This window comes from Pseudoalteromonas sp. S8-8 (assembly GCF_000497875.1).
Classification (GTDB): Bacteria; Pseudomonadota; Gammaproteobacteria; order Enterobacterales; family Alteromonadaceae; genus Pseudoalteromonas; species Pseudoalteromonas arctica.
On the sequence record NZ_AUTR01000027.1, the window covers coordinates 96,161 to 119,791 of the forward strand.

Genomic DNA, 23,631 nt, shown 5'->3' on the forward strand with positions numbered 1-23,631 from the left:
AGCTTAACTAGGTTTTATCTTGTTATCGAAACCGTTTTCTTACCTCAAAATAGCTCACTTAATTAAGCGAATTGGTATAAATTACTAGTTAAATTTTAGGCATAAAAAAACCTCAGCCAATAATTAGCTGAGGTTCAAAAAGTGGTACCAGCGGCCGGACTCGAACCGGCACTCCTTTCGGAAGGGGATTTTGAATCCCCCATGTCTACCAATTTCATCACGCTGGCATAATTTTTCTTTAATCTTTTAAGCATAAAAAGATAAAGAAAAACCACTTAAAATAAAAAGGATACTTATATACCTCTTATTCTGTATCCGCATTATACAAACAAAAGAGGGGGCGGCAAGCCTTTTCTTTTATTTACATAAACAACTGGTTGATAATTAATCGTTTATAGCAAGGATACTCCACAGGTAAATTTTTTAAGTCTTTTTGGGCTGATATATAAAGCGAATATTTTGGGTTATGAGTGCTATTAAACTTGTTATGCGATTGAATAAATAAGCAATTGAACTATTGGTAATAGTTAATCGTACTACAATAAATATTCCTGCTTTATCCCGATGTTGCGCTTAATTCAGGTATTATTTGTACAACAAGGTTTTTAAGACATTATATATGACTCAATTAAGTGCCAAACAGAACATTCAATCGATTGTGAAAGCAATTAAGGCAGAGGAAGCATCACTTCGTCAAAAGTACCCATTACTTGCACATCAAAATACCTTAGGGTTAATTATTTTATTGCTATCGCTTAGCGCATTAATTGGTGTTGGTGTTTTATATTATTTAGCCATCATACCTGCTTGGGTATGTATAGTACTTGCGGCTATTGCAGCGTCTATTTCCCATGAGTTAGAGCACGACCTCATACATAAACAATACTTTAGTAATCAGCCGTTCATGCATGATTTTATGATGCTAACAGTATGGTTAATGCGGCCAAATACTATTAGCCCATGGTACCGACGTAAAATGCATTTACACCATCACAAAACCTCAGGCACACAACAAGACCTAGAAGAACGCTTGGTGGGTAACGGTATTAAAAATCCATTTTTACGTGCGCTAGTTATTGTAGATGGGTTATTAGGGTTAGTTATTTCTACTAAACGTTTTAGAAAAGAAATTAATGGCTTTAGTTTTTCGAGTGTTTTTAATGCGGGATTTCCGGTAACTACTGCGTATTTTGCTGTTTTATATAGCGTTATTTTATTTCATATCGTTGATTTATTTATACCACTTTCACTAAATTCGCCTAGCTGGTTGTTAAGTACAATGAATGTGTTCGAGTTTTTAATGGTTGTGCTCATTGTTCCTAATATTATTCGCTCAAGCTCGCTTAATTTTGTTACCTCAAGCATGCATTACTATGGCGGCGTTAATAACATGCTTGAGCAAACTCATGTACTAACGAGCCGTTTATTTATGCCGTTTCACTTGTTTTGTTTTAACTTTGGTAAAACGCATACTATCCACCATTTTGTGCCAAATCAGCCGTTTTATTTACGTCAAATGCTAAGTGAAAAAATACTTAAAGTAATGGCGCAACACAACGTGCGCTTTAACGATTTTGACAGCATAAAAAATGCTAACGCATTTAAATAATTACCCCCAACATAAGGGGAGGTTCTACATTGCTATTCTTATTTTATAGTTTGAATAGCAATTATGTACCAAACCTATTACTCGTTAACTTCTTCTATCCACCACCGCGCTTATTAAAACTCACTTTACGTGCGTTGGTTGACTATTCAATGCCATTTTTAAATCAATAAAAACAAAAATGGTAGGCTTAATTAGCGCTAAATCTTCAAACTAAAAATAGATAAAACCAGTGAAAAGTGAAGTGGCCCCCTATAGTTGGGCATCTAGCTTAAATGGGATTGATTATTGTAGAGCCTTCAGTAATAGTGGTTATAGAGCGAACTAATTATGTTCTCAATAATACATAAGGGCTCGTGCTCATCAATATTATAAAACCAATAAATATAATAAGGACAAACAGGATGAAAAAATCACTAATTTCAATAGCGCTGGGCTTTGCTGCCCTTAGTGCGCTCAATGCCAATGCAAACATTGATCAGCAAGTTAAAAAGATAGAGCAACAGGTTATTGATTGGCGACGTGATTTTCATCAAAACCCTGAGCTTGGAAATCGCGAAACCCGCACAGCAGGTATCGTAGCTAAGCACTTAAAGTCGCTGGGTATGGAGGTACAAACGGGGATTGCTTATACAGGCGTTGTGGGGTTATTAAAAGGCGCAAAGCCTGGTCCAACAGTAATGCTACGTGCAGATATGGACGCGCTGCCAGTTACTGAAAAAGCCGATGTTGATTTTAAATCAACTAAAACCACTAATTACCGTGGTGTAGATGTAGGCATAATGCATGCTTGTGGGCACGACACGCACGTGGCCATGCTTATGGGCGCTGCACAAGTGCTTGCAAACATGAAAGATGAGCTACACGGTAATATTATGTTTGTATTTCAGCCTGCAGAAGAAGGCGCACCAGAGGGGGAAGAGGGTGGCGCTGAGCTAATGCTTAAAGAAGGCATATTTAAACAATACAAACCAGAAGCTGCTTTTGGGTTACATATAACATCTAGTTTGCACAGCGGTAAAATTGGTTATAGAAGTGGCCCTGCAATGGCCAGTGCAGACCGATTTGAAATAATTGTACATGGCAAGCAGGCACACGGCTCTGCACCGTGGACTGGGGTTGACCCTATTGCTGCTGCCGCGCAAATAGTAACTGGCGTTAATCATATTGTTAGTCGCCAAATTAACATTACCAAAGAGCCCGCTATTGTCTCGTTTGGAAAAATAGCGGGAGGCGTACGCAATAATATTATTCCTGAAGAAGTAGAAATGGTGGGTACAATTCGTAACTTTGATATGGATAATCGTGCACAAATATTTGAAAAAATAAAAACCACAGCCACGCACATTGCTAAATCGTCAGGTGCAACTGCAGAGGTACACATTCACGAAGGTTATCCGGTAACGATTAATAACCCTGAGCTTACTGCGCAAATGTTACCTAGCCTTAAAAAAGCAGCAGGTAATGGAAACGTAGTGGAAATGGGAAAAATAACCGGCGCAGAAGACTTTTCGTTTTACGCATTAGAAGTGCCGAGTGTATTTGTATTTTTAGGCGGTACACCCAGTGAGCAAGATTTAAATACAGTGTCTAGCAATCACTCACCTTATTTTTATGCCGACGAATCATCGTTTAAAGTAGGCACTAAGGCGCTTAGTCTATTAGCCATTGATTATTTGAACGCACATTAATACCAACTCGCAATAATACATAATCAATTTGAGGGATTAAACCGCACGTTAACTTCGTTAAAAATTTCTCATATAGAACAACTAAATAACGAAATTTTTGCCTTGTTATCGACACGGTTTTCTTACCTCAAAATAGACAACTTAATTAAGCGAATTGGTATAAAAATAATTTAGACGCACCACGTTACGCTATTAGCTTAACGTGGTATTGCTGTTTTATTTAAAACATCGGATCATGTTTGTAGCACTTGTTCAACTTTGAAAATCACTCTAAAGAATTAAACATCTAGCCGAACATACAAATGAACCGGCGAGCAATTTTTTATATTTTAAAAATAATGAATCGATATTGCCGGTCTTATATCTCGATTCAATCTTCATAAGCATTAAGGATTTAAATAATGGAAATTACTGGAAGCTGTTACTGTGGTGAAATTAAATACCAGGCAAAGTCTCAAAATAACAATGCACTTGTTTGTCATTGTAGCGATTGCCAACGTATGTCGAGCGGCCCATTTAGAGCCGTTATAATTGCAGAGCCAAACTCGGTAGTATTTACCCAAGGTGAGCCAAAAGAGTTTGTTAAAACAGCTCAAAGTGGTAACAAGCGTGCGCAAGGTTTTTGTGGCACATGTGGTACAACACTATATGCAACTAACGAAGCTAAAGCTGACCGTGTATATGGCTTGCGTATTGGTGCGGTTGATCAGCGTGAACAGTTTACGCCAACAGCACAAATTTGGTCTAAATCGACGCTTAATTGGCTTAACGAATTACATCAAGTGCCTTCATTTGAAACCACACCACAAAAATAAGGTAAGCCAGGTAATGAGCTCACTGATAAAAACCGCTTTTTTAGCAAGCACATTAATTACCGGCAGTGCATTCGCAGCTTCGAGTAATGTAGACTTTTTAAATGCAGGCAAAGCTAATCCTAACTTGCCATTTTCGCAAATAGTAAAAGCCGGTAATACGCTTTATATGTCGGGGCAAATAGGGATTAACCCTGCAACAGGTAAGTTGGCTACAGGCGGTTTTGAAGGCGAGGCTAAACAAACACTTGAAAATATTAAACGCACTTTAGAGCAACATAACTACAGTATGGGCAATATTGTAAAGTGCACCGTTATGCTTACCAATATTAACGACTTTAAAGCATTTAATGCTATTTATACTCAGTATTTTAGTGCGCCGTATCCTGCACGGAGTGCCTTTGCAGTTAAGGCGTTAGCCCTTGATTCTTTGGTAGAAGTTGAATGTATTGGTGCTGTTTAGTTGATACTCAGCAGTATTACTTCTAAAAAGTAATACTGCTTTTGAAATTTTATATACAAAAAGGCTGTCTATTTGAGTAGTTACATAACAGAGGAAATATTATGTGTAGTTCACCTAAAAGCAGCCGAGCATTTAAAAAAACAGCCATTAGTTTTAATGATGAGCTTACTCAAGAACAGCGTTTACGTTTTGCTGCAAAGGCTAATTTAGCGCAAGAGCGCCGTGAACAGCGTGAAGCAACTAATAAACGCTATGAGCAAAAACACACGAGCAACAAAACTTCGTCTGGTTTATTTTCGTGGTTACAGCAGCTAGTTAGCTGATTTAGCTAAAGTGGTGTTTTTACCACTGCCTAAACCACATAATGCACACAGTACTCCGGCAATAGCACACAGCCATAATGGCGCACTCCAACTGCCTGTTGTTGTGTGTAATGCACCAGCGAGCATAGGACCAATAGCCGCGAGCAAATAACCTACGCTTTGCGACATACCTGAAAGCGACGCTGCTTGTTGCGAATCATCGGTTCGTAAACTAATAAACGACAGCCCTAATATAAAACACGCTCCAGAGCAAAAACCTAGCATTAGGGTCCAAACAAAAGCAAAGTTAGGCATGTAAAGTAGCCCCAATGCACTAAGTGCACTCAACATGGCTAAAATAAAGCTAAGCGCGCTTTGATCTTTTAATTTGGCAAGTAACGGAATTAATATTAAACCCGGTAATGCAGTCGCTATTTGAAAAGCCCCATGATAAGCACCTGCTTGCGTAGCACTTTGGCCGGTTTCGATTAATATACTAGGTAACCACGTAATAATTATATAATTTAAAAACGAGTTTAAGCCCAGCAGTAGGGTAATTTGCCATGCTAGTAAATAACGCCATACACTTTTTGACGTGTCAGCGTGTTGAGTAATACTCGCGGGTTTTGTGTGCTTACTTAATTGCGAGATCCATATAATAATACTCGCCAGAGTAATAAGAGCTGATGAGCCCAGCGCAAGTTGCCATCCTAATCCGTTTAACTGACTAAGCGGAAATACCAAAGTGGAAAACCCACCCGATACCACGCCCATAGTAAGCACGTAGGCTGAGGTCATTAACGCAACCTTTGCAGGAAAGTCGCGCTTAATTAAACTTGGTAATAATACGTTTGCAATGGCAATACCCACACCAATAATAGCGGTGCCCACAAAAAGCATGGCTGAGGTATTTATTACCCGCGCTGCAACCCCTGCAAGTATAAATAACAAAGCCACAAACAAGGTGCGCTCTAAACCTTGCTTTTTAGCAAGAGTTGCGGCCATTGGCGATACAACCGCAAAAGCAATGAGTGGCAATGTTGTTAAAAACCCAGCTTGCGATGCGCTAAGCCCAAAGTGATTAATAATTTGTTCAAGCACAGGTGCAATACCTGTAAATGTGGCGCGTAAATTTGCGGCAATAAGTAATATGCCAAGCACAAGTAATATGCCAGCAAAGCGTGATTTAGGTGTGTTATTTAACAAAAGGGAAGACCATTAAAGCTAATACTTAATGGGCGCTAGTATAAAGGCTTAGCAAAAACTATAATTTAGAGATAATGACATTAAATAACTAAAAACAGACAAAACTATGTTTGATGCAATTGGCTGGGACGACATTAAAAATTTTGAAACTATGGCGCAGCCCATAATAGCCAAAATAGAGCATGCCCATGCAAGTCACGAAATACCACTACACACTCATCCAAAGGGGCAGTTAATTTTAGCCCTGCATGGTTATGTAACCTGTGAAGTGTCAGCCAAAATGTGGATGGTGCCCACGCACAGTGCAATTTGGATCCCAGCACAAAAGGTGCATAGCAATAGGGCGTCTGATAACGCGCAGCTTTGTCATTTATTTATTGATAGTAGTAAAAACGGTATGCCGCTAAATACCTGTACGTTAGCTATTACGCCGTTGGTTAAAGAGCTAATGTGCGAGTTGGCTGCACATAATCAGCACTATACTTTAAATAGTAAAACAGCACGTTTAGCGCAGGTATTATTTGATCAACTTATTGAAATGCCAGTACAACCACTCGATTTTGTATTATCTAAAAATGAGGTAATTCAAACTATGAGCGATCAGTTAATAAACATGCCAAACAATCGAAAAACACTACCACAATGGGCTAAGCAGTTTGCATTAACTGAGCGCACATTAGCGCGGTTAATTAAAAAAGAAACAGGTATGACATTTGGAAAGTGGCGTACGCAATTGCATATAATTACAGCCTTAAAAGCGCTTTCTGATAAGCAAAGTGTGCAGCAGGTGTCGGAGTTATTAGGGTATGAGTCGGTGAGTGCATTTATTACTATGTTTAAAAAGGTAATGAAAAAGTCGCCCATGAAATACATGAGCGACTTAAATCAGTTAAATTAGCTTAGCTCTTAAATAAGTTTAGCCTTTAAGTAAGCATTACCACGTGTAAGTTGCCGAAAGCATGGCGTTACGTGGTTTGCCAGGGAAGTATCTGTCGCCGGTAAAGCTGGTGTAATCGGCGCGCTCTGCATAAGCCTCATTAGTTAAATTAATAATGCGGGCAAGCACTTCAAGGTTATTAGTAACTTGCCACTGTGCGCGTAGGCTTAAAACATCATGCCCTTGGTATTTATTTAAGTTTTCTGGGTCGGTGTAGTAGTTACCAACGCGGTGCCACTGCAAAGCAAATTGCGCGTTGTTTAATGCCTGCCATGTTAAATCGAGATTAGCAATATTACGCGGCGCGGTATCTATGTCGTTGCCGTTTATATTTAAACCGTTAAGTATTTGGTTGTTAGTGTAAGTATGCTTTGCGTGAGTGCCAGCAAAGTTAAGCGCAAGCGACTTAGTCAGCTGGTAGTCAAGCTCAAGCTCAATACCACGATGGCGAGAGCTGCCATTATTTACCGTAAAAAAGTCGCTATCGCGGTAAATCGTATTGTGTTTACTCATAGCGTAAACCGACACGCCATAACGTAGTTTTTCGTAAATCCCTTTAATACCTAGTTCTGCGTTATTGGCTATTTCGGCGCTTAAATTTGCAGTGGTTTGCTCGCGTTGCAATTGGTATAGCTCAGCCGCTTGTGGCGCTCTGTAACCGCGAGAAAAGTTTGCATAAAGCGTGTTATTTGTATTGTACTGATAACTAACCCCAAGCTTTGGCGATAGATTACTAAAACTATTTTTAGCACTCGCTGGGCGGCTATATCGGCAACCACCAAAGCCGCATTCTGTGCCGTCGTCTTTTGTTCTACCTGCTAGCATATTATTGGTGTAGTCGTACTGCATATGCTCGTAGCGCACACCTGCGGTAAGTAACCATTTATTTAATTGCCAATCAAGCGATGCAAAAGGGGCATAAAGCGTGGCGTTTACATCGTAATCGTAATGCTTACCTTGTGGCACTGTAGCAACTAAAAAAGCAGAACCTTGAGTGGGCTCGTTTTGGCTTTGAGTAAAGTCGGCTTGCGTGTATTCGCCGTCAAGCCCTAGGTTTATTTTTATATTACGTTGTAAATTATATTGATAAAGCGATTGTATGCCAAAACCAGTTTGACTGTTTTTTTCAAGCGGTGTGCCGGGTAAAAAGTGCTTAAAAAAGTCCATGCTTTGGTCGCGAAAATATAACGTAGTAGAGAGCACATCATCGTTATTTAATTGCCATGTTGCATTGCTCCATGCTCTAAATGCACGTGCTTTTCTAAATGCGTCTGGGTCAAAGTTTTTTTGCGAGAGGTCTTCGTTTTTATAGCTTTCAAAGCCTGTAATAAATCCAGCCGTTTGCTGATCAAGATTTGTGTAAGTAAGGCCTGAGGTAAGTAATAAATTATTATTTGAATAGCGATGGCGAATATTAACTTTTTGTTGTTCTACGCTTTCGTCGTCGCGGTAACCGCTATCGTCGGTAACACTTGCGTTAATGCCTATACCGCTGTTGCCGTAATCTTGTCCTGCACGTAATTTGTAGCGAGTATAACCGTACGAGCNGAGCCATAATCTAAACCAACTAAACCACCGCCTTGAGTAGTGTCGGGCGTTATTACATTAATAACACCATGCACAGCATTTGAGCCATAAAGTGCAGAGCCAGGGCCTTTTAATACTTCAATGCGCTGCGCCATTTCGCTGTGCGCCTCAAATAGCTCGTTTATATTACAAAACCCAGCGGCTCTCAGTGGTATGCCATCTTCTAAGGTTAATATGCCACCACAAGCGCCTGCGCCCGAAAGCACTTGTGAGCGAAGCGCGGGTAAATACTCTTGGCCATTTCCGCGTTGAATATTAGCACCCGCTACACGTTGCAGAGCTTCTTCAATATGGGTAGGCGCTATGCTATTTAGCTGCGCTTGCGTTAGTGTACTTATTGATAAAGGGAGTGGGGTAGATAGCGCTTCAATACGTGATGCCGTAGTTGTTATGGTTTCTATTGCATCGTTGTTTTGATTATCGGCAAACGCAGTGTGGCTAAAGGGTAATAACAGCGGCAAAAAATAAGGTTTCATACATTCCTTGAAAGTAATCTATATTGCATTGCTTCTATAATATGCGGTTTTTATGTGCATTTAAACTTGTTGCGTTAAAGCGTACGTAGCCTATAAACCCGATACGTAATTGATAAAACAAAACAAGCCACAGCAGGAAACACCAAAGCCAGCACTAAGTAATGCTCAAATAAAACAAAACCGGTTATACCGCCTAGTAAAAAGCCTGCAATAATGAGTAAAAACATAACCCCTTTACGAGTATCAAATTGCTCACCTTTAAGAGCTTTACCTAGCATTAAACCAAGGTCAGTAAAAATACCGGTTAAATGTGTCGTACGTATAACAGCACCACTGTAATTAGTGGCTAGCGCATTTTGTAGCCCACACGCAGCAGACGTTAAAACAATGCCGTAAACGAATGTGTTTTTGAGTAAATAAGCACTCGCAAGTAGTAGCAATCCTTCAATAAAAAGCAAAGTGTCGTAATGACGACCAAGTTTTAATGAGCCACCAGAGAGTAAAAATCCCGACAGTGCCGAACCCAACATAAAGCTAATAATTATTGAAAGTAGCAATAAGGCAGTGCTGGGGTTAGTTATTACTTTAATACCAAGTAAAGTAACAGAGCCAGATACATGCGAAATAGCCTGGTGCTCAAATCCTAATAAGCCTACAGCGTTTACTACGCCCGCTATAAATGCGAGCGTAAACGCGCCATATTCAACCCACTTTGGTAGTTTTGTAAACATTGGTTATCTCTTAACGTGTGCAGTGTTAATTATTGAGTTTGTGCTTTAAAACGTTTTATTTGCTCATCAACTAATTTTGTATCAATTACGCCACGCTTAAAAGCAATGTAAGTAGGAAGCGTAAACTCATTGAACTGCCTAGCGTATATATTTTTATATTCTTTTGAGTACCACAAACCCGCTTGATAGTTAGTTATTGCGTATTCAACACGTTTTTTTTCTAGTAGCTCAAAAGTGTCTTTAGTTGAAAGTGAGCGAAGTAGATTACTCTCATCAAGGTTATACTTTGTAGCAATAACCTCAGGCAAAGCAACGCCGCGCAGCATCGCTATTGGGGCATTTGATAAATTGTTTGTGAGTAGCTTATCTTTGTTTAAAGTAAATAAACCATACTTAGTAGTATGCAAGGGCACACTTGTAAAATCTAAATACTTTGCACGTTCCTCTGTATTGGCCAAAGAGAAATAGCAGTCGTAGTAACCCAGCGCCATTTCTTTTTTAACGCGCGCCCATGGCAGATGAATTACGTCAATTTTAAGATTTAAATTACGCTCAATAAACGTTAAATATTCAATATCTAAACCCGTGAACGTATCGCTTTTCTCATCAAATATAGTAAAAGGCGGGTAGTGGGTTGTTACGCACCGCAGGGTTTTACTTGGCGCTGCAAGTAATAACGAAGGTAAAGTTAAAGCTAAAAACAGAAATATTGCGCGCATAAATATAAATTCGATATCTTTTAAAGTACATAACTTGAACGCCAATTATACAGTTACTGAGCTTAATTGCATTGATCTAAGTATTTTTACCTAGCGTATAAGTTAAATTTTGTGAGATATACCATGTTTAACGCAGAGCAGCAGTCACGCATTATCGAAATGGCGTGGGAAGATAGAACCCCCTACGAGGCTATAGAGCAGCTATACGGATTAAAGTATCCGCAGCTGGTGGTTTTTATGCGAGACAATGTTTCAAAAGGCAGTTTTAAAGTGTGGCGTAAGCGCCATGCAGGTCGTAAAACAAAACATTTAAAATTACGCGATCCCGCTATTATGCGAAGCCATTGTAAAACACAATATAAACAGCGTTAAATAAGTGTAAGTTGTTTCATATGATGTTCAGCCGTGTTTGTTAACCTTTAGCTATTAATTACGCTAGAGATTATTTATGAGAGCACTAACATACACAACACTAATAGCATTAGCTTTATGTTCAATAAGCGCAGACGCAAAACCGCATAAAGATAAACATGGTCATAAACACGGCCATAAAAAGCATCATTCACATAAGCATAATGACAATGACTACCTTTCTAAAAAAGAGGCTAAGCAGTTAATTCGCGCAGGTTGGACGCCACCAGGGCTAAGTAAAAGCTATCACCGAGGTGACTTTTTAGATCGTGATTTATACAAACGAGGTAGAGTAATTGAACGCTCTAGAGATAATGGTACAGTGAGTATTGAAATAGACCGTACAGTTATTCATATGGTGCACGATACCCGAGAAATACTTTCAATTTTAAGTCGCTAAATTAACGTTATAAGGATATTAAAATGCTCATTGCGCTGGCTATAATTATTGGCTTTTTTTTACTGGTTACCTTATTACCTATGTCGTACAGCCAGCATTACTTAGTGCGTAGCTGCGATTTTGTGCGCTTACAGGTATTTTATATTGCCAGTTTTGCAGCCGTTACTTCGTTGTTTTTATTATGGCAAAGTAGCGCAATGGGTTACGTATTTATAGCCTTAACCTCATTACTTATAATGATTTTACAAGGTAAATGGATTTACCCGTATACGTGGCTTGCTAAAAAAGAAGTGCAAAGCGCACCTAAGCATATAGATCATAGTATAAGGATTATGTCGGCAAATGTACTTATGTCGAACCATAAAAGTGAGCAGTTAATTAGCCTTGTTGATGAGCATCAACCCGACCTACTTATTACGCTTGAGAGCGATAGCTGGTGGGAAAATAAATTATCAGTCATTAAAAAAAATTACCCGTACTACATAGAATGCCCTAAAGACAATCGTTATGGCATGCACTTATACAGCAAGTTTAAAATACTCGATGCACAAATATGTGAGCTTATAGAGGAAGATATTCCCTCAATTCATATTTTGTTTGAAAACGATGAAGGCCTACAAATGCAAGGGCACTTTATTCACCCCGCACCGCCAAGCCCGACCGAAGAAGACTCATCGCGTCCGCGCGACTCAGAGCTAATAATGGTGGCTAAAGCACTTAAAAACCCTACACGGCCCACCATAGTTGCCGGTGATTTAAACGACGTAGCATGGTCGCGTAGCACCCGTTTGTTTATGCAAATAAGTGGCTTTTTAGACCCTCGAAAAGGCCGTGGTTTTTATAATACCTTTCATGCAGGCTACTTTTTTATGCGTTGGCCGCTCGATCACTTATTTCACAGCGAAGGGTTTAAAGTAAAACGTATTAAGCGCTTAGCTAAATATGGCTCAGATCACTTTGCGCTACTCACTGAGCTTTCTTACGAAAACGCTAATCAGCAATCATTAGAAACTAAATCAGCGCAGCACAAGCAAGAAGAAATTCAAGAGCTTGCTATGAATAAGGCTGACAAGCGAAAGGTGCCGAGGTTTGAGAAGAAGTGATAGCTGCTAGTTCTAGCTATTCGTCAATAAGTATTAACTTGCACTAGCTCAGATCTTAACTGTCAGGTGTTTGACTAATAATATTTAATCAAACCTGACAGTCTCATAAGTGCCATGAGCGGATATTGCTTAACATCCTGTTAAGGAGATATCAACGCAATACCGAAGCCGCCGCATACAACCTTAAACACTAAAACCAATGCATGGTGAAAATGCCACGCCTTGAGAATCCCTTTTAAACAATTTGTTATAAGTTTTATTTCACTACTCTCATGTATGGTGGCAACCGGCGTCCATTTACGGTTTGAGTGTCTTGGTCAAGAAACTCTTTTCTGGCGTTATCCAGCAGGGCCTCTAAAAACTTGAGAAAATGTTCAGAAAGTTGCTCTATAGTCTTTGATTTTAGTTCATCGTCATCTGGCACTGGTAATTCTTTAAAATGTTGCGTTACCTCCACAACACTGGTTGGTATTTCAACGTAATATTTTTCCTTGCTGCCATCTGGAAGCTCAACCTCAAAACCACTACCACCAAGCTGATCACCGATGAAAAATCCAACAGTACCCGGTGGCTGCTTATATTGCGAGGCCATATCGGAAGAAAAATGATGGATATGGGCTGACGTCGAGACTGGTAAGCGTCCTTGTTTTTCAAGGTCGTTTCTGAGTTTAACGAAGTATTTCATCACTACATCTTGCTTCATTAATTCTTGATGAGGTTCATACCATTCATCGAACCTTTCTTTATCAACAGCGGACCTTAAGTTTTGAAGCACAAAAGTTACCGAGCGACCAAATACGATAAGGTTCCTTAAACCAGTAAAACGTCGAGTCTTGTTTGATGAAACTAGGTCGTCAAAGCCATGCTTTGCCGTTTCTAACGTTTGTTCTGTACGAACTAAAATTTCACTGATTGTTGTCATATTCCCTCAAACTTATAACAAATTAATAGTGCGCTCATAGCGCATATTTCTACCGACTTAATGCCCATTTATCTACTTTTAACAAATAACCTAAGGTATTACTATCACTAAGTTTTCTAAAACTTTAAAGTAAAGTTTAATGCAATAATATGCGCGCGCCGCTCATTTTCATGAATATACGAGCAAAGAGCAGTTTGACCAATCAATTAACTATTATATTTATTCAACCTCAATGTCCGGTTATCGCTCATTTTTGTCTATCAGGTTTCAGGTATTAGCTTCTACATATTAATAGCTAGCTCTGGGTTTAATCGTACTTGGTCTAGCTCTGTTTAAGGATCATATTTGTGATGTTTGCTGTAATAGTCCTGACTATGTTTATGCCTTTAAATACATTGCTTAACAGGTTTGTAAGCGCAATTTAAAATAACGATAAAAGCAACGTGCTTACGTTTTTATTTAATAAGCTAAATTGTGAAGTGAGTTTAAATTATTAAAATTTAATGACGTAGCATTGGTTAGCTTGTAACTTTTTATTTTGAAGGATATTTAATTCTTAAAAGCGCGATGTAAAATCGCACCTACGAATATATCCAAAATTCGGTACTATCTCCTACTAAAAGCTCGGTACTGTCTCTTACTAAAAACTAAGTACTGCCTCCTGAAAACTACTTTCTAAAAGCAATCTTCTAAAAGTTATAAAAAAAAGCCTAAAAGTGGTTACCCACTTTTAGGCTTAGTAATTTTTGTGTTTTAAACACATATTAAGAATCTGTATTTAAAACACTTATTTCATTTATGCAGCTAAATTAGCTGGCGATCATAATGCTTTTAACATTAACAAATTCGCGCATACCAAAACCGCCGTGTTCTCGGCCGTAGCCGCTGCCTTTAACACCACCAAACGGTAGGTTAGGTTGTGCTAAACCGTAGCCGTTAATGTTGATCATGCCGGTGTCGAAGTACTTTTTAGCAAGCTCAATGGCTTTTTTCTCGTCTTTTGAGAAAATACCACCGCCTAAACCGTAGCGAGAATCGTTGGCGATGCGCATAGCATCGTCGTTATCTTTGGCTTTAATAAGCGAAGCGACAGGGCCAAATAATTCGTCGTCGTAGGCCGGCATGCCAGGTGATAGGTTATCTAGTAGAGTAGGTGGGTAGTAATAGCCCGTTTGCGATGGTATTTCGCCACCCGTTACTATGTTTGCACCTGCTTTAACTGATTCCATTACTTGGTCGTGAATACCGTCGCGTAAATCTTCACGGGCCATTGGACCTAAGTCTGTGTCATCTGCCATTGGGTCGCCCATTTTCATGGCTTCGAACTGCTCTTTAATTTGTGCTTTAAAGTCATCGTAAAGTGACTCAACAACAACATAACGTTTAGCTGAAACACACGTTTCGCCGTTATTGATCATGCGACCTGTTACACAGGTTTTAACTGCAAGCTCTAAATCTGCGTCATCGAGTACTAAGTAAGCGTCATTACTACCAAGCTCTAACACTGTCTTTTTAGCGTGTTTACCCGCTTCTTCAGCTACTTTTTTACCTGTGGCATCGCTACCCGTAAAGGTTACGCCGCTAATTGCTTTGTGCGCAATGAGTGAGCTGGCGGTTTTACCGTCGATGAGTAAGTTGCTGAAACAGTACTCTGGGAAACCAGCTTGTTTAAATAGCTCTTCAATTTTTTCAGCCATGCCAAATACGTTACCAGCATGTTTTAATACGGTTGTGTTACCCGCCATTATGTTGGCAGCACTGTAGCGAATTACCTGATAAAGCGGGAAGTTCCACGGTTGAATACCTAACAGTACACCTGTTGGTTGATAGCTGATAATTGCACGGCCGCCGTCCATATCACGTTCTTCGTCAGCAAGTACTTGTGGGCCTTGTTCGGCTGTGTAACGACAAATTCCTGCACATAGTTCAACTTCTTGAAAGCCTTGCTCGTATACTTTACCCATTTCTTCGGTCATGAGTTTTGCGATAGATTCTTTTTGCTCTTCGAAAAGTGAGGCTAACTTATTAAGATATCTCGCACGTTCAGTGAACGACGTTAAGCGCCATTTTAAATATGTTTCGTGAGATTTTTCGATTACCTGTTCTGCTTCTTTTTGAGAAAGTAGCGTGTAGGTTTCAATGGTTTGCTCAGTTGCCGGATTAATCGTTTTAACTGTGTTACTCATTTCTATCTCCTTACAAATTAATTATCTATAAGGGTGCAAAACGAAAGCCAATATCAAAAAAACAGTATTAATTAATCTCAAGCTATTGAAATGTAGTATCTATTTTTGGTTTTTTATTCTGCTAATAACTTTTTACTACTATGAATATATTATCCAAAGCAGTAAAAAGTTCTGATTGATGCAAAATTTACAAGGTTGACTGCTCATGCTTATTCAACTTATAGAAGTTCTTTAGCAATGCGCTTTAGTAGGTAGGTTTCTCGTAAAATGGAGAGTCCTTGTTTTTCACTGTTAGCAAGTGTGCGCTCGTTATGAGCAATTGCATTGTTAATATCAACCCATTTAGCAGTCATGCCATTTTGCTGCTCATAATGCTCTAACTGTGCTTTGCCAAACTCGTCGGCAATATTACATACAAAGCAATACGATTTGATATGAATAATATCAAAGTCTTCTTTATACCAAGGGCGATACTCTTCATAGAGTCCATAAGCTTTAACTACACTTATTTGTTGTGCACCGGTTTCCTCGCTTAGTTCGCGAATTAAGCCTTGTTCAATACTTTCGCCTTCATCTACTCCACCACCAGGTAAACTGTAATCTTCATAGCGGCTTGTATACATTAAAAGTATTTTATTATTTTTAATAACAATGGCGCGAGCTGTTAAACGCGTAAACTGACTACCGTGGTCAATATTAATACCTGAATGAATTAAGGTTTTTAATTGCTGCATTTCGTCTCCTTTTTTAAGCTTTTAATGATAACAGTTGCTACCATTCTATAAATAGAAACGATTTTAATTATTTTTCGTAATTTGTGATCGTTTTTTTAAGCATACGTAAATATTAGGTTGGTAAAATAAATAGCATTGGATTAATTAGCTATTTAAGTAATTAGATTCTAGGCGTGCCTTTAAATTAATATTTAGGATGCGTAGAATAAGAAAAAAAGCATAGGGATTTATCATGTTAGACATACTTTTAGTAGACGATGACGTTGAATTTAGTGACGTTGTTTGCCACATAGTCGAATTCCTCGGCCACAATATAAGCACCGCCACCAGTTTAAAAGAAGCACATCAATGGTTTGAAAATAATACCTTTGACCATGTGCTACTTGATTTTATGTTACCTGATGGTAGCGGCCTGCATTTACTTGATCATTTAAAAACGATTGGGCAATCTCCAAAAATTACACTTATATCGGGTCATCCTTCAGTTAAAGGCATTTTAGCTGAAATGTGTGAGCCAAATGTAGGGCATTTATTAAAGCCATTACAGCGTGAAGATTTAGAACTCGTTTTGAATGGCCCTAAAAAAGCAGTTAAAAAAGCAAAATCGAGCGGTATTGTACGCCACTTTGGTGGGTTAATTGGTGAATCTGAGCCAATGCAAAAGCTTTACAACATGATTGAACGCGTTGCTAAAACAAATGCTAACGTGATGCTTATGGGGGAAAGTGGTGCAGGTAAAGAAGTAGTGGCTCAAGCTATTCATAACGCAAGCCAATGCGAAGGCCCATTAGTTGCGAGCAACTGTGGTGGGCTTTCAAAAGAGTTAATTGGCAGTGAATTATTTGGCCACGAAAAAGGCGCATTTACAGGCGCAATTGCACGCAAAGAAGGTGTGTTTGAGCAATCTAATAACGGTACTTTATTTTTAGATGAAGTAACCGAGATGCCAATTGATATGCAGCCAAATTTACTGCGAGTGCTTGAAACTAAAAAGGTAACACGCGTAGGTGGTAACAGAGAAATACCAACCAATTGTCGTGTTATTTCAGCTACGAACCGTTCGCTTACTGATTTAGCACAAAATAATATTATTCGTGAAGATATTTACTTTAGGTTGGCTGTTTTTCCTATTGATATACCGCCACTTCGCGATAGAAAAGAAGATATTCCTTTATTAGCTAAAGCATTTTTAGATCAGCTTAATGATGAAAACGGTACCGCATTTAGTTGGACACCCGCGCAGCTTAAAGAGCTACAAAGTTATGAGTGGCCGGGTAATGTGCGCGAAATTCGCCACGCTATACACCGTGCATTTATTATGAGCGATCCGCAAACTAGCGATATTATTCTACCAGATAACTTAGAGTCGCCTTTTTCGCGCGTTAATAATCAAACTGCCGAAAAGCCAGTATCAGCAGGACAAACCATTGAAGAAGTCGAAAAAGAACTTATTCATGCAACGCTTGACAAGGTGCAAGGTAATAAAACGCTTGCTGCACAAATGCTAGGTATTAGTACTAAAACACTTTATAACCGCCTTAATGCATATGGCGGTATTGGCGAATATAAATAGATTTGAGGAAGGGCATGACATCCGATAACCAAACAGAGCAACTAAATAAATTAGTACACGATGCAAGAGCGCCGCTTAATCGTATATCGATGAATGCAGAGCTTATTAAGTTGGTACTTGAAAACGATATGCCAAAAGAAAAAGCGCTAGATGCACTTGATAAAATTATTAACAATTGCCAACAGTGTAGTGAAAGTTTACAAAAAATAACTGACTCTCAATAAATAGTAAGTGTTGTACAAACTCTAATTCGGGAAGCTAAATGAGCAAGCAAAAACAGCAAGGTAAAGCGAATGTTACTTGGGCAGCTTTTATAGTTGTTGTGTTAAGTATTATTGTAGGTAACGCAGTTTTAGCATTGAATACGATTCAAGGTATAACGCAAACCCAAAAGAGTTTAGACAACACTAATATGCTGACAACGGCAATTGAGCAACTGCATTTATCAATAGTGCAGGCTGAGTCGGGTCAGCGCGGTTATTTATTAACAGAAGAGACTGACTATTTAACGCCTTATTATGATGCTATTGGACAAATTGAAGCTCAAACAGATCATGTTAAGTCACTACACTCTGAGATTGACGGCCAAGCTGAGCGTATTGCTCAGTTGTTAGTACTAGTTGATAGCAAAATTAAAGAGCTGAAGCAAACTGTAAACCTAGCATTGGATGACAAAGAGCGACGTGCAATCTATGTGTTAAATACACATAAAGGTCGGGAGCTTTATAAGCAAATTAGAGAGTATGTTAATGAAATTCAAGACCGCGAATTACTCTTTAAAGTGAGCCATTTTTCAAAGTTAGCGCAAATTAAAAATGAAGCTAAAATCACGTTTGCTATTACAGCAATCACAAGCTTATTACTTATTATTGGTATGTTTGTAATGACACGTCTTAATTTAAGAAATGCAGCTAAGTATCGTTTTGAGCTTGAAAAACAAAACGAGACTTTAGCAACTAAAGTGTCTGAGCGTACGCAAGAATTAACATTGTATTCTGACGAACTGAGCCGAAGTAACCGAGAGCTTGAAGAATTTGCTTTTGTAGCGAGCCATGATTTACAAGAACCGCTTAGAAAAATTCAAGCCTTTAGTGACCGCCTCGAAACCATGTTTAAAGATGAGCTGGGTGAAAAAGGGATTGATTACATTGGCCGCATGAAAAATGCAGCGCAACGCATGTCTAACTTAATTAATGACCTATTAGAGTTCTCGCGTATTACAACACGCGGCAAAGACTTTGATGATACAAATTTAAACGAAGTAGTAACCGATATATTAAGTGATTTAGAAATTGCGATAGGTGAGTCTAATACACAAGTTGATGTAGAAGACTTACCGGTTATTCAGGCTGATAAAAGCCAAATGCAGCAGCTGTTTTTAAACTTGTTGTCGAATGCAGTTAAATTTAGACGCCCAGATGTAAGTCCACATATAAAAATTAGTTATCAAGATGAAGATATTTTTAGTGAGGATCATAATACCAATTTGAGCTTTCAAGTTATTACCATAGAAGATAACGGTATTGGTTTTTCACAAGACTATGCCGATAAAATATTTGTACCGTTTCAGCGCTTACATGGTCGCTCACAATATAAAGGCACGGGTATTGGCCTTTCTGTATGTAGGCGTATTGTGGAGCGCCACGGTGGTACAATTACAGCCCAAAGTAAAGACGGTGAAGGTGCAACCTTCATTATAAAACTACCTGTGGAAGCTGCGCTTTTCACATTGCAAGGAGAGGCTTAAATGCCCTATTCAAAAGTAAAACCTATTACTATTTTAATGGCAGATGATGATGAAGATGATCGTTTGTTAACACAAGATGCCCTTGCCGAAAGCCGTGTACTTAACGAGCTTCATTTTGTTGAAGACGGCGTTGAGTTACTTGAATATTTAGAACGTAAAGGTAAGTTTGAAGACAAAACAGTGTCGCCACGACCAGGATTAATATTACTTGATTTAAACATGCCAAGAATGGATGGCCGTGAAGCGCTTGAAGCTATAAAAGGGAACCTTAATTTAAAGGGAATCCCGGTTGTTATATTAACTACGTCTAAGCAAGAAGAAGACATGGTTAAAGGCTATAACTTAGGTGCTGCATCTTATATTACAAAACCAGTAACGTTTGATGGTTTAGTTGATTTGATGAAAACGCTAGGAAAATACTGGGTAGAGTTTGTAGAGCTACCGACAACATTTAACGATTAATGGAGATTGTATGTTAGATAAAGTGACTCAGTTGCTGCTTGTAGAAGATGATGAAGATGATTACATACTCACCTGCGACTATCTGGACCAATTGGATTCACACACGTTTAACATTCAATGGATAAGTTCCCCAGAGCAGGCAGTTGCAACGCTTAGCAAAAATGAGCACGACATTTGCCTGCTTGATTACCGCTTGGGTGCATCTAATGGTTTAGATGTACTAAAAGAAGCCATTGCTAATGGCTTTAGCGGCCCAATTATTATGCTTACCGGGCAGTCAAACGACGAGTTAGACTCGGCGGCGCTTGATGCCGGTGCAGTAGATTATTTAATAAAAACAGAAATGAGTTCGAGCCGCTTTGCGCGCGCTATTCGCTATGCACTTGCTCGTAAAGATGTTGAAGGTGAGAGAGTAGAGCGTTTAAAGGCCGAAGCTGAAAATCGCTCAAAAGACCGCTTTTTAGCTCATTTAAGCCACGAATTACGTACTCCTCTATCGTCTATTTTAGGTTACACCGAACTATTAATGCAGAGCGACTTTAGTCAGCAAGCAGAAAATGAATTGGGTGTTATTTATCGAAACGGTAAACATTTATTGAGCCTGTTAAACGATGTGCTCGACTTATCTAAAATAGCAGCCGATAAACTGGAACTTACCCTAAGCGAAGTTAACCTTGATAGCATGCTTGCCGATGTATACACGCTAATGCGCGTATCGGTGCTAGATAAGGGCCTTACGCTGCGCTTTGAATCTCATCAGCCATTACCTTTGGTTGCACGACTGGATGCAACAAGAGTTCGCCAAATTTTAATAAATCTAATAAACAATGCGGTTAAATTTACCGATAAAGGCGAAATTGTTGTTAATGCGTGGACGCAGTGGGTTGATGATCGTGAAATGCTATTTTTTAGCATTAAAGACTCAGGCATGGGCATTGCCCCTGAAAAACAAGAACTAATATTCAAGCCATTTGAACAAATAGCCGATGTAGAATCACGCTCTGTAGGTGGCGCAGGCTTAGGCTTGGCAATATGTGCTGAATTGTTAGCACGTATGCACGGTGATATTAGTTTGCATTCTGAAATTGGTAAAGGCTCTACGTTTACTATTTCGGTTTACCCAGGTGATATTAGCGAAGTAGAACGACAGGTACTTAATTTTAGCAGTGCGCCGCAACTACAAAGTAAATCGGCTCCATGTAAAGTGCATGGGCGAGTATTAGTAGTTGATGATTTACGTGATTTACGCATGCTAGTCGGTCATATGATCAGTACCTGTGGTGCGCGCGTCGATTATGCCGAACATGGCCAACAAGCGCTTGAAAAAGTGCGTATTGCAGATGCGTATAAAGCGCCTTACGACATTATTTTTATTGATATTCATATGCCTGTAATGGGCGGCAAGGAAGCTACCATAGAGCTTAGAAAAATGGGTTACAAAGGCCCAATAATCGCGCTCACTGCCGCTACTATGAAAGGCATACATGAGGAGCTTGCTGCACTTGGCTTTAACGATGTAATACCAAAACCTGTTGATAGCGCGGCTTTATATCAATGTTTGCAAGATTATTTGGTAGCGCCAGAGCATGCACCGCAAGCTAAAGATATAAATTGTAGTAAGGGCTTAACCGAGAAAAAGCAGCGCTTTTTACTTGTTGAAGACGATCACGATGCAGCACAAATTACGCAGCTACTTTTAGAAAGCTTAGGTGTTGAAACGGTCATTGCGTCTAGCTGCGCACAATGTTTGCAAATACTTAATCACGACCAGCAATTTAATAAGGTATTGCTAGATATGCATTTACCCGATGGGCGTGGCATTGATTTAGGCCAGCAAATTAATGAGCGATATCCAGAGCTACGCTTGGTGATTGTAAGTGGCGCAGAGCCAAACCCTAGAGAAATAAAAGATTTAAATATTGACCGAGTTTTACTTAAACCTATTAATTTGAGCTTACTTGAAACGCTTATTAGCTAGGGCCTGTTTATCTTTCGAGGTTAAATTTGCAGCAGTATGTTTGGTATTTAGGCAAGGCAGAGCCTGTGTAGTGTGGTTATTCCCCATAAATAGGCGATAACGAAGCACAAATGCCAAACATGCGCTGCCCGAAGGGTTCTGCCCAGGGGCTATTTACTCTTTGTTGCCTACATGGATGTCATAGGTAGGTACTTAAGAAAAACATTAAGTACAGCCTTAAAAATTTGGCTCTACCCCATACTGAAATACTCCTGTTTTTCGATCGCGTTTGGGGTGTGCCCTAGCAGCATTTTTCCTCAGAAAGTCAAATGCTCCATTAACTGCATTTAACAATCCTTTCCTATGCTTCCTAATAATCGCTGTTAATATGCCAATCCACCAAACACCCGTTGTTTTTGCTACTGTCATTGTAGACATTTCAGTTTTGAATATCTTTTCAATACAGCCAGTTAAAAACCTTTTAAGCGTGGTTACTATTAAACTTACATAAATTAGCGCCTCTTGTAAGGTTGCGTTTGATGTTTGAAAGCCGCGTAAATTATTATAAGACTTACACTCCTTAAAAAGTAATTCAACCTGCCAGCGTAACCTATATAATTTGCCTATTTCAGTCGCTGTAAATTCATCAATAGATAAATTAGTGACTAAAAATGTATATTGTTTTTCTTTTTTTGACCAATACCCAACGACTCTTGTTAGCTTGTTTTTTATGCTAACATTCATATCAATAAGATCATTTTTAGGTAATTCGGGGAGCAATTCACATAACTTTGGGGAATGACTTCCTGTTAATTCCTGTCCATTTTGCTTAAAAGCATTATGTACTCTGACTGCTTTTAACCCCTTAGCTCTTAATACGTAAAATCCTCCTGCTTTATCTAATTCATGAATATAACTACCTGAATAATACCCTCTATCAGCAAGTAACAACTGTCCTTTCAACTCTTTAAATGTTGGAAGTTCTTCACGTTCAGAATAACTGTCTGGTGTTATACCTGCTTTTTCAAAGCAACCTTGCGTTAAATTTAAAGTAGCATGCAATTCAATCGCTGCTGGACACGTATTTGAAAATCGCCCAGGAAAAACATCTTTTAAAGAACGATGAAGCATAATAGAGCTACCGTCCTGAATTAAAATATTCTCAAACTTGAACAAATCTTTTTTCGTGTACTTAAGCGCATCATTTATCCAACAATTAAAAACTCTATTTGTTACCTCTCGCATTAGTTCAGCTAGTTCAGGTTTAACTAACTGGTTATGAAAAGGCTTATACTTAATAGACTGCCCTGTTAGCTGATTATAAACTCTTAATATTTCGGATAAATAGATCGTTTTTTTATCCCCAAGCGCAGCAACAAGACTAACAACCATATGAAATGCGGTAATATTTCTTTCTCTTTTAGTAAATGCTACTTGTTTACCAAGTCGGTTCAGTTTTTTTTCACTTAGGATACTTTTTAACTTATTAATAAAAATGTTAGCATTCATTTGAAGCTCTTTTCTTGATTCTGTGGTTTGTGTGGTAACAACCATTTGATCATGAATTGAGCTTCAACTCAATTTCTTAAGATCTTACCTATGACAT

The 23,631-nt window shown here is 38.9% G+C and carries 21 protein-coding genes, 1 tRNA gene and 1 pseudogene; 14 read left to right on the forward strand and 9 right to left on the reverse strand.

The genetic code is table 11. From position 1 onward, the window contains the following. Positions 1-142 precede the first annotated feature (142 nt). Positions 143-227, reverse strand: a tRNA-Leu gene (locus L659_RS0108680). Positions 228-619: 392 nt separating this feature from the next. Here L659_RS0108680 and L659_RS0108685 point away from each other — a divergent pair. From L659_RS0108685 to L659_RS0108705, 5 genes are all read left to right on the forward strand, one after another. After that, entirely contained in the window at positions 620-1,609 is a 990-nt protein-coding gene (locus L659_RS0108685; RefSeq protein WP_024590257.1) for a fatty acid desaturase, read from the forward strand. Positions 1,610-2,010: 401 nt separating this feature from the next. After that, the gene (locus L659_RS0108690; protein WP_024590258.1) at positions 2,011-3,297 is read left to right on the forward strand and encodes an amidohydrolase; all 1,287 of its coding nucleotides are present in this window, start codon (positions 2,011-2,013) and stop codon (positions 3,295-3,297) included. A 401-nt stretch (positions 3,298-3,698) separates the two neighbouring features. After that, positions 3,699-4,112: a GFA family protein gene (locus L659_RS0108695; RefSeq protein ID WP_024590259.1), complete on the forward strand. Its 414-nt coding sequence runs from the start codon at positions 3,699-3,701 to the stop codon at positions 4,110-4,112. A 13-nt stretch (positions 4,113-4,125) separates the two neighbouring features. Then, positions 4,126-4,572, forward strand: coding sequence for a Rid family detoxifying hydrolase (locus L659_RS0108700; RefSeq protein ID WP_024590260.1), 447 nt, complete (start codon positions 4,126-4,128; stop codon positions 4,570-4,572). 101 nt (positions 4,573-4,673) lie between these two features. Continuing rightward, positions 4,674-4,895, forward strand: coding sequence for a hypothetical protein (locus tag L659_RS0108705; protein WP_024590261.1), 222 nt, complete (start codon positions 4,674-4,676; stop codon positions 4,893-4,895). Here L659_RS0108705 and L659_RS0108710 read toward each other — a convergent pair. Continuing rightward, positions 4,884-6,080 carry an MFS transporter gene (locus L659_RS0108710; RefSeq protein WP_024590262.1) on the reverse strand — a complete coding sequence of 399 codons (1,197 nt, stop codon included), beginning with the start codon at positions 6,078-6,080 and terminating at the stop codon, positions 4,884-4,886. The genes L659_RS0108705 and L659_RS0108710 overlap by 12 nt on opposite strands. Positions 6,081-6,186: 106 nt before the next feature. Between L659_RS0108710 and L659_RS0108715 the strand changes: the two genes are divergently transcribed. Then, positions 6,187-6,978: an AraC family transcriptional regulator gene (locus tag L659_RS0108715; RefSeq protein ID WP_024590263.1), complete on the forward strand. Its 792-nt coding sequence runs from the start codon at positions 6,187-6,189 to the stop codon at positions 6,976-6,978. Positions 6,979-7,014: 36 nt separating this feature from the next. On the opposite strand, the pseudogene L659_RS01000000122960 reads toward L659_RS0108715, so the two are convergent. The 3 genes and pseudogenes from L659_RS01000000122960 to L659_RS0108730 all read right to left on the reverse strand — a co-directional run bounded on the left by L659_RS01000000122960 (position 7,015) and on the right by L659_RS0108730 (position 10,530). Further along, positions 7,015-9,080, reverse strand: a pseudogene (locus tag L659_RS01000000122960) (TonB-dependent receptor). A gap of 74 nt (positions 9,081-9,154) precedes the next feature. Further along, entirely contained in the window at positions 9,155-9,811 is a 657-nt protein-coding gene (locus L659_RS0108725; protein ID WP_024590264.1) for a YoaK family protein, read from the reverse strand. Between the two features lie 29 nt (positions 9,812-9,840). After that, positions 9,841-10,530 carry a substrate-binding periplasmic protein gene (locus tag L659_RS0108730; RefSeq protein WP_024590265.1) on the reverse strand — a complete coding sequence of 230 codons (690 nt, stop codon included), beginning with the start codon at positions 10,528-10,530 and terminating at the stop codon, positions 9,841-9,843. 123 nt (positions 10,531-10,653) lie between these two features. Here L659_RS0108730 and L659_RS0108735 point away from each other — a divergent pair, with 123 nt between their 5' ends. The 3 genes from L659_RS0108735 (at position 10,654) to L659_RS0108745 (ending at position 12,444) form a co-directional block, all read left to right on the forward strand. Then, on the forward strand, positions 10,654-10,902 hold the full coding sequence (locus L659_RS0108735; RefSeq protein ID WP_007581511.1) for a TIGR03643 family protein: 249 nt from the start codon (positions 10,654-10,656) through the stop codon (positions 10,900-10,902). Positions 10,903-10,978: 76 nt separating this feature from the next. After that, on the forward strand, positions 10,979-11,341 hold the full coding sequence (locus L659_RS0108740; RefSeq protein ID WP_024590266.1) for a hypothetical protein: 363 nt from the start codon (positions 10,979-10,981) through the stop codon (positions 11,339-11,341). 23 nt (positions 11,342-11,364) lie between these two features. Then, complete coding sequence (locus tag L659_RS0108745) at positions 11,365-12,444, forward strand: endonuclease/exonuclease/phosphatase family protein (RefSeq protein WP_024590267.1); 1,080 nt, start codon at positions 11,365-11,367, stop codon at positions 12,442-12,444. A 256-nt stretch (positions 12,445-12,700) separates the two neighbouring features. On the opposite strand, the gene L659_RS0108750 is transcribed toward L659_RS0108745, so the two are convergent. The 3 genes from L659_RS0108750 to L659_RS0108760 form a co-directional block, all read right to left on the reverse strand. After that, positions 12,701-13,366: a hypothetical protein gene (locus L659_RS0108750; RefSeq protein WP_024590268.1), complete on the reverse strand. Its 666-nt coding sequence runs from the start codon at positions 13,364-13,366 to the stop codon at positions 12,701-12,703. Positions 13,367-14,175: 809 nt separating this feature from the next. Then, positions 14,176-15,552, reverse strand: coding sequence for an NAD-dependent succinate-semialdehyde dehydrogenase (locus L659_RS0108755; RefSeq protein WP_024590269.1), 1,377 nt, complete (start codon positions 15,550-15,552; stop codon positions 14,176-14,178). A 218-nt stretch (positions 15,553-15,770) separates the two neighbouring features. Next, positions 15,771-16,286: an NUDIX hydrolase gene (locus L659_RS0108760; RefSeq protein ID WP_024590270.1), complete on the reverse strand. Its 516-nt coding sequence runs from the start codon at positions 16,284-16,286 to the stop codon at positions 15,771-15,773. Positions 16,287-16,518: 232 nt separating this feature from the next. On the opposite strand from L659_RS0108760, the gene L659_RS0108765 reads away from it, so the two are divergent. The 5 genes from L659_RS0108765 to L659_RS0108785 are packed head-to-tail and all read left to right on the forward strand — an operon-like array spanning position 16,519 to position 22,046. After that, positions 16,519-17,859 carry a sigma-54-dependent transcriptional regulator gene (locus L659_RS0108765; protein WP_024590271.1) on the forward strand — a complete coding sequence of 447 codons (1,341 nt, stop codon included), beginning with the start codon at positions 16,519-16,521 and terminating at the stop codon, positions 17,857-17,859. A 14-nt stretch (positions 17,860-17,873) separates the two neighbouring features. Next, positions 17,874-18,083, forward strand: coding sequence for a histidine kinase dimerization/phospho-acceptor domain-containing protein (locus tag L659_RS0108770; RefSeq protein WP_007581523.1), 210 nt, complete (start codon positions 17,874-17,876; stop codon positions 18,081-18,083). Between the two features lie 38 nt (positions 18,084-18,121). After that, entirely contained in the window at positions 18,122-19,606 is a 1,485-nt protein-coding gene (locus L659_RS0108775; protein WP_024590272.1) for a sensor histidine kinase, read from the forward strand. After that, positions 19,607-20,068, forward strand: coding sequence for a response regulator (locus L659_RS0108780; protein WP_024590273.1), 462 nt, complete (start codon positions 19,607-19,609; stop codon positions 20,066-20,068). A 10-nt stretch (positions 20,069-20,078) separates the two neighbouring features. Then, positions 20,079-22,046 carry a hybrid sensor histidine kinase/response regulator gene (locus L659_RS0108785; protein WP_024590274.1) on the forward strand — a complete coding sequence of 656 codons (1,968 nt, stop codon included), beginning with the start codon at positions 20,079-20,081 and terminating at the stop codon, positions 22,044-22,046. A gap of 216 nt (positions 22,047-22,262) precedes the next feature. On the opposite strand, the gene L659_RS0108790 is transcribed toward L659_RS0108785, so the two are convergent. After that, positions 22,263-23,534 carry an IS4 family transposase gene (locus tag L659_RS0108790; RefSeq protein WP_024590080.1) on the reverse strand — a complete coding sequence of 424 codons (1,272 nt, stop codon included), beginning with the start codon at positions 23,532-23,534 and terminating at the stop codon, positions 22,263-22,265. Positions 23,535-23,631 lie beyond the last annotated feature (97 nt).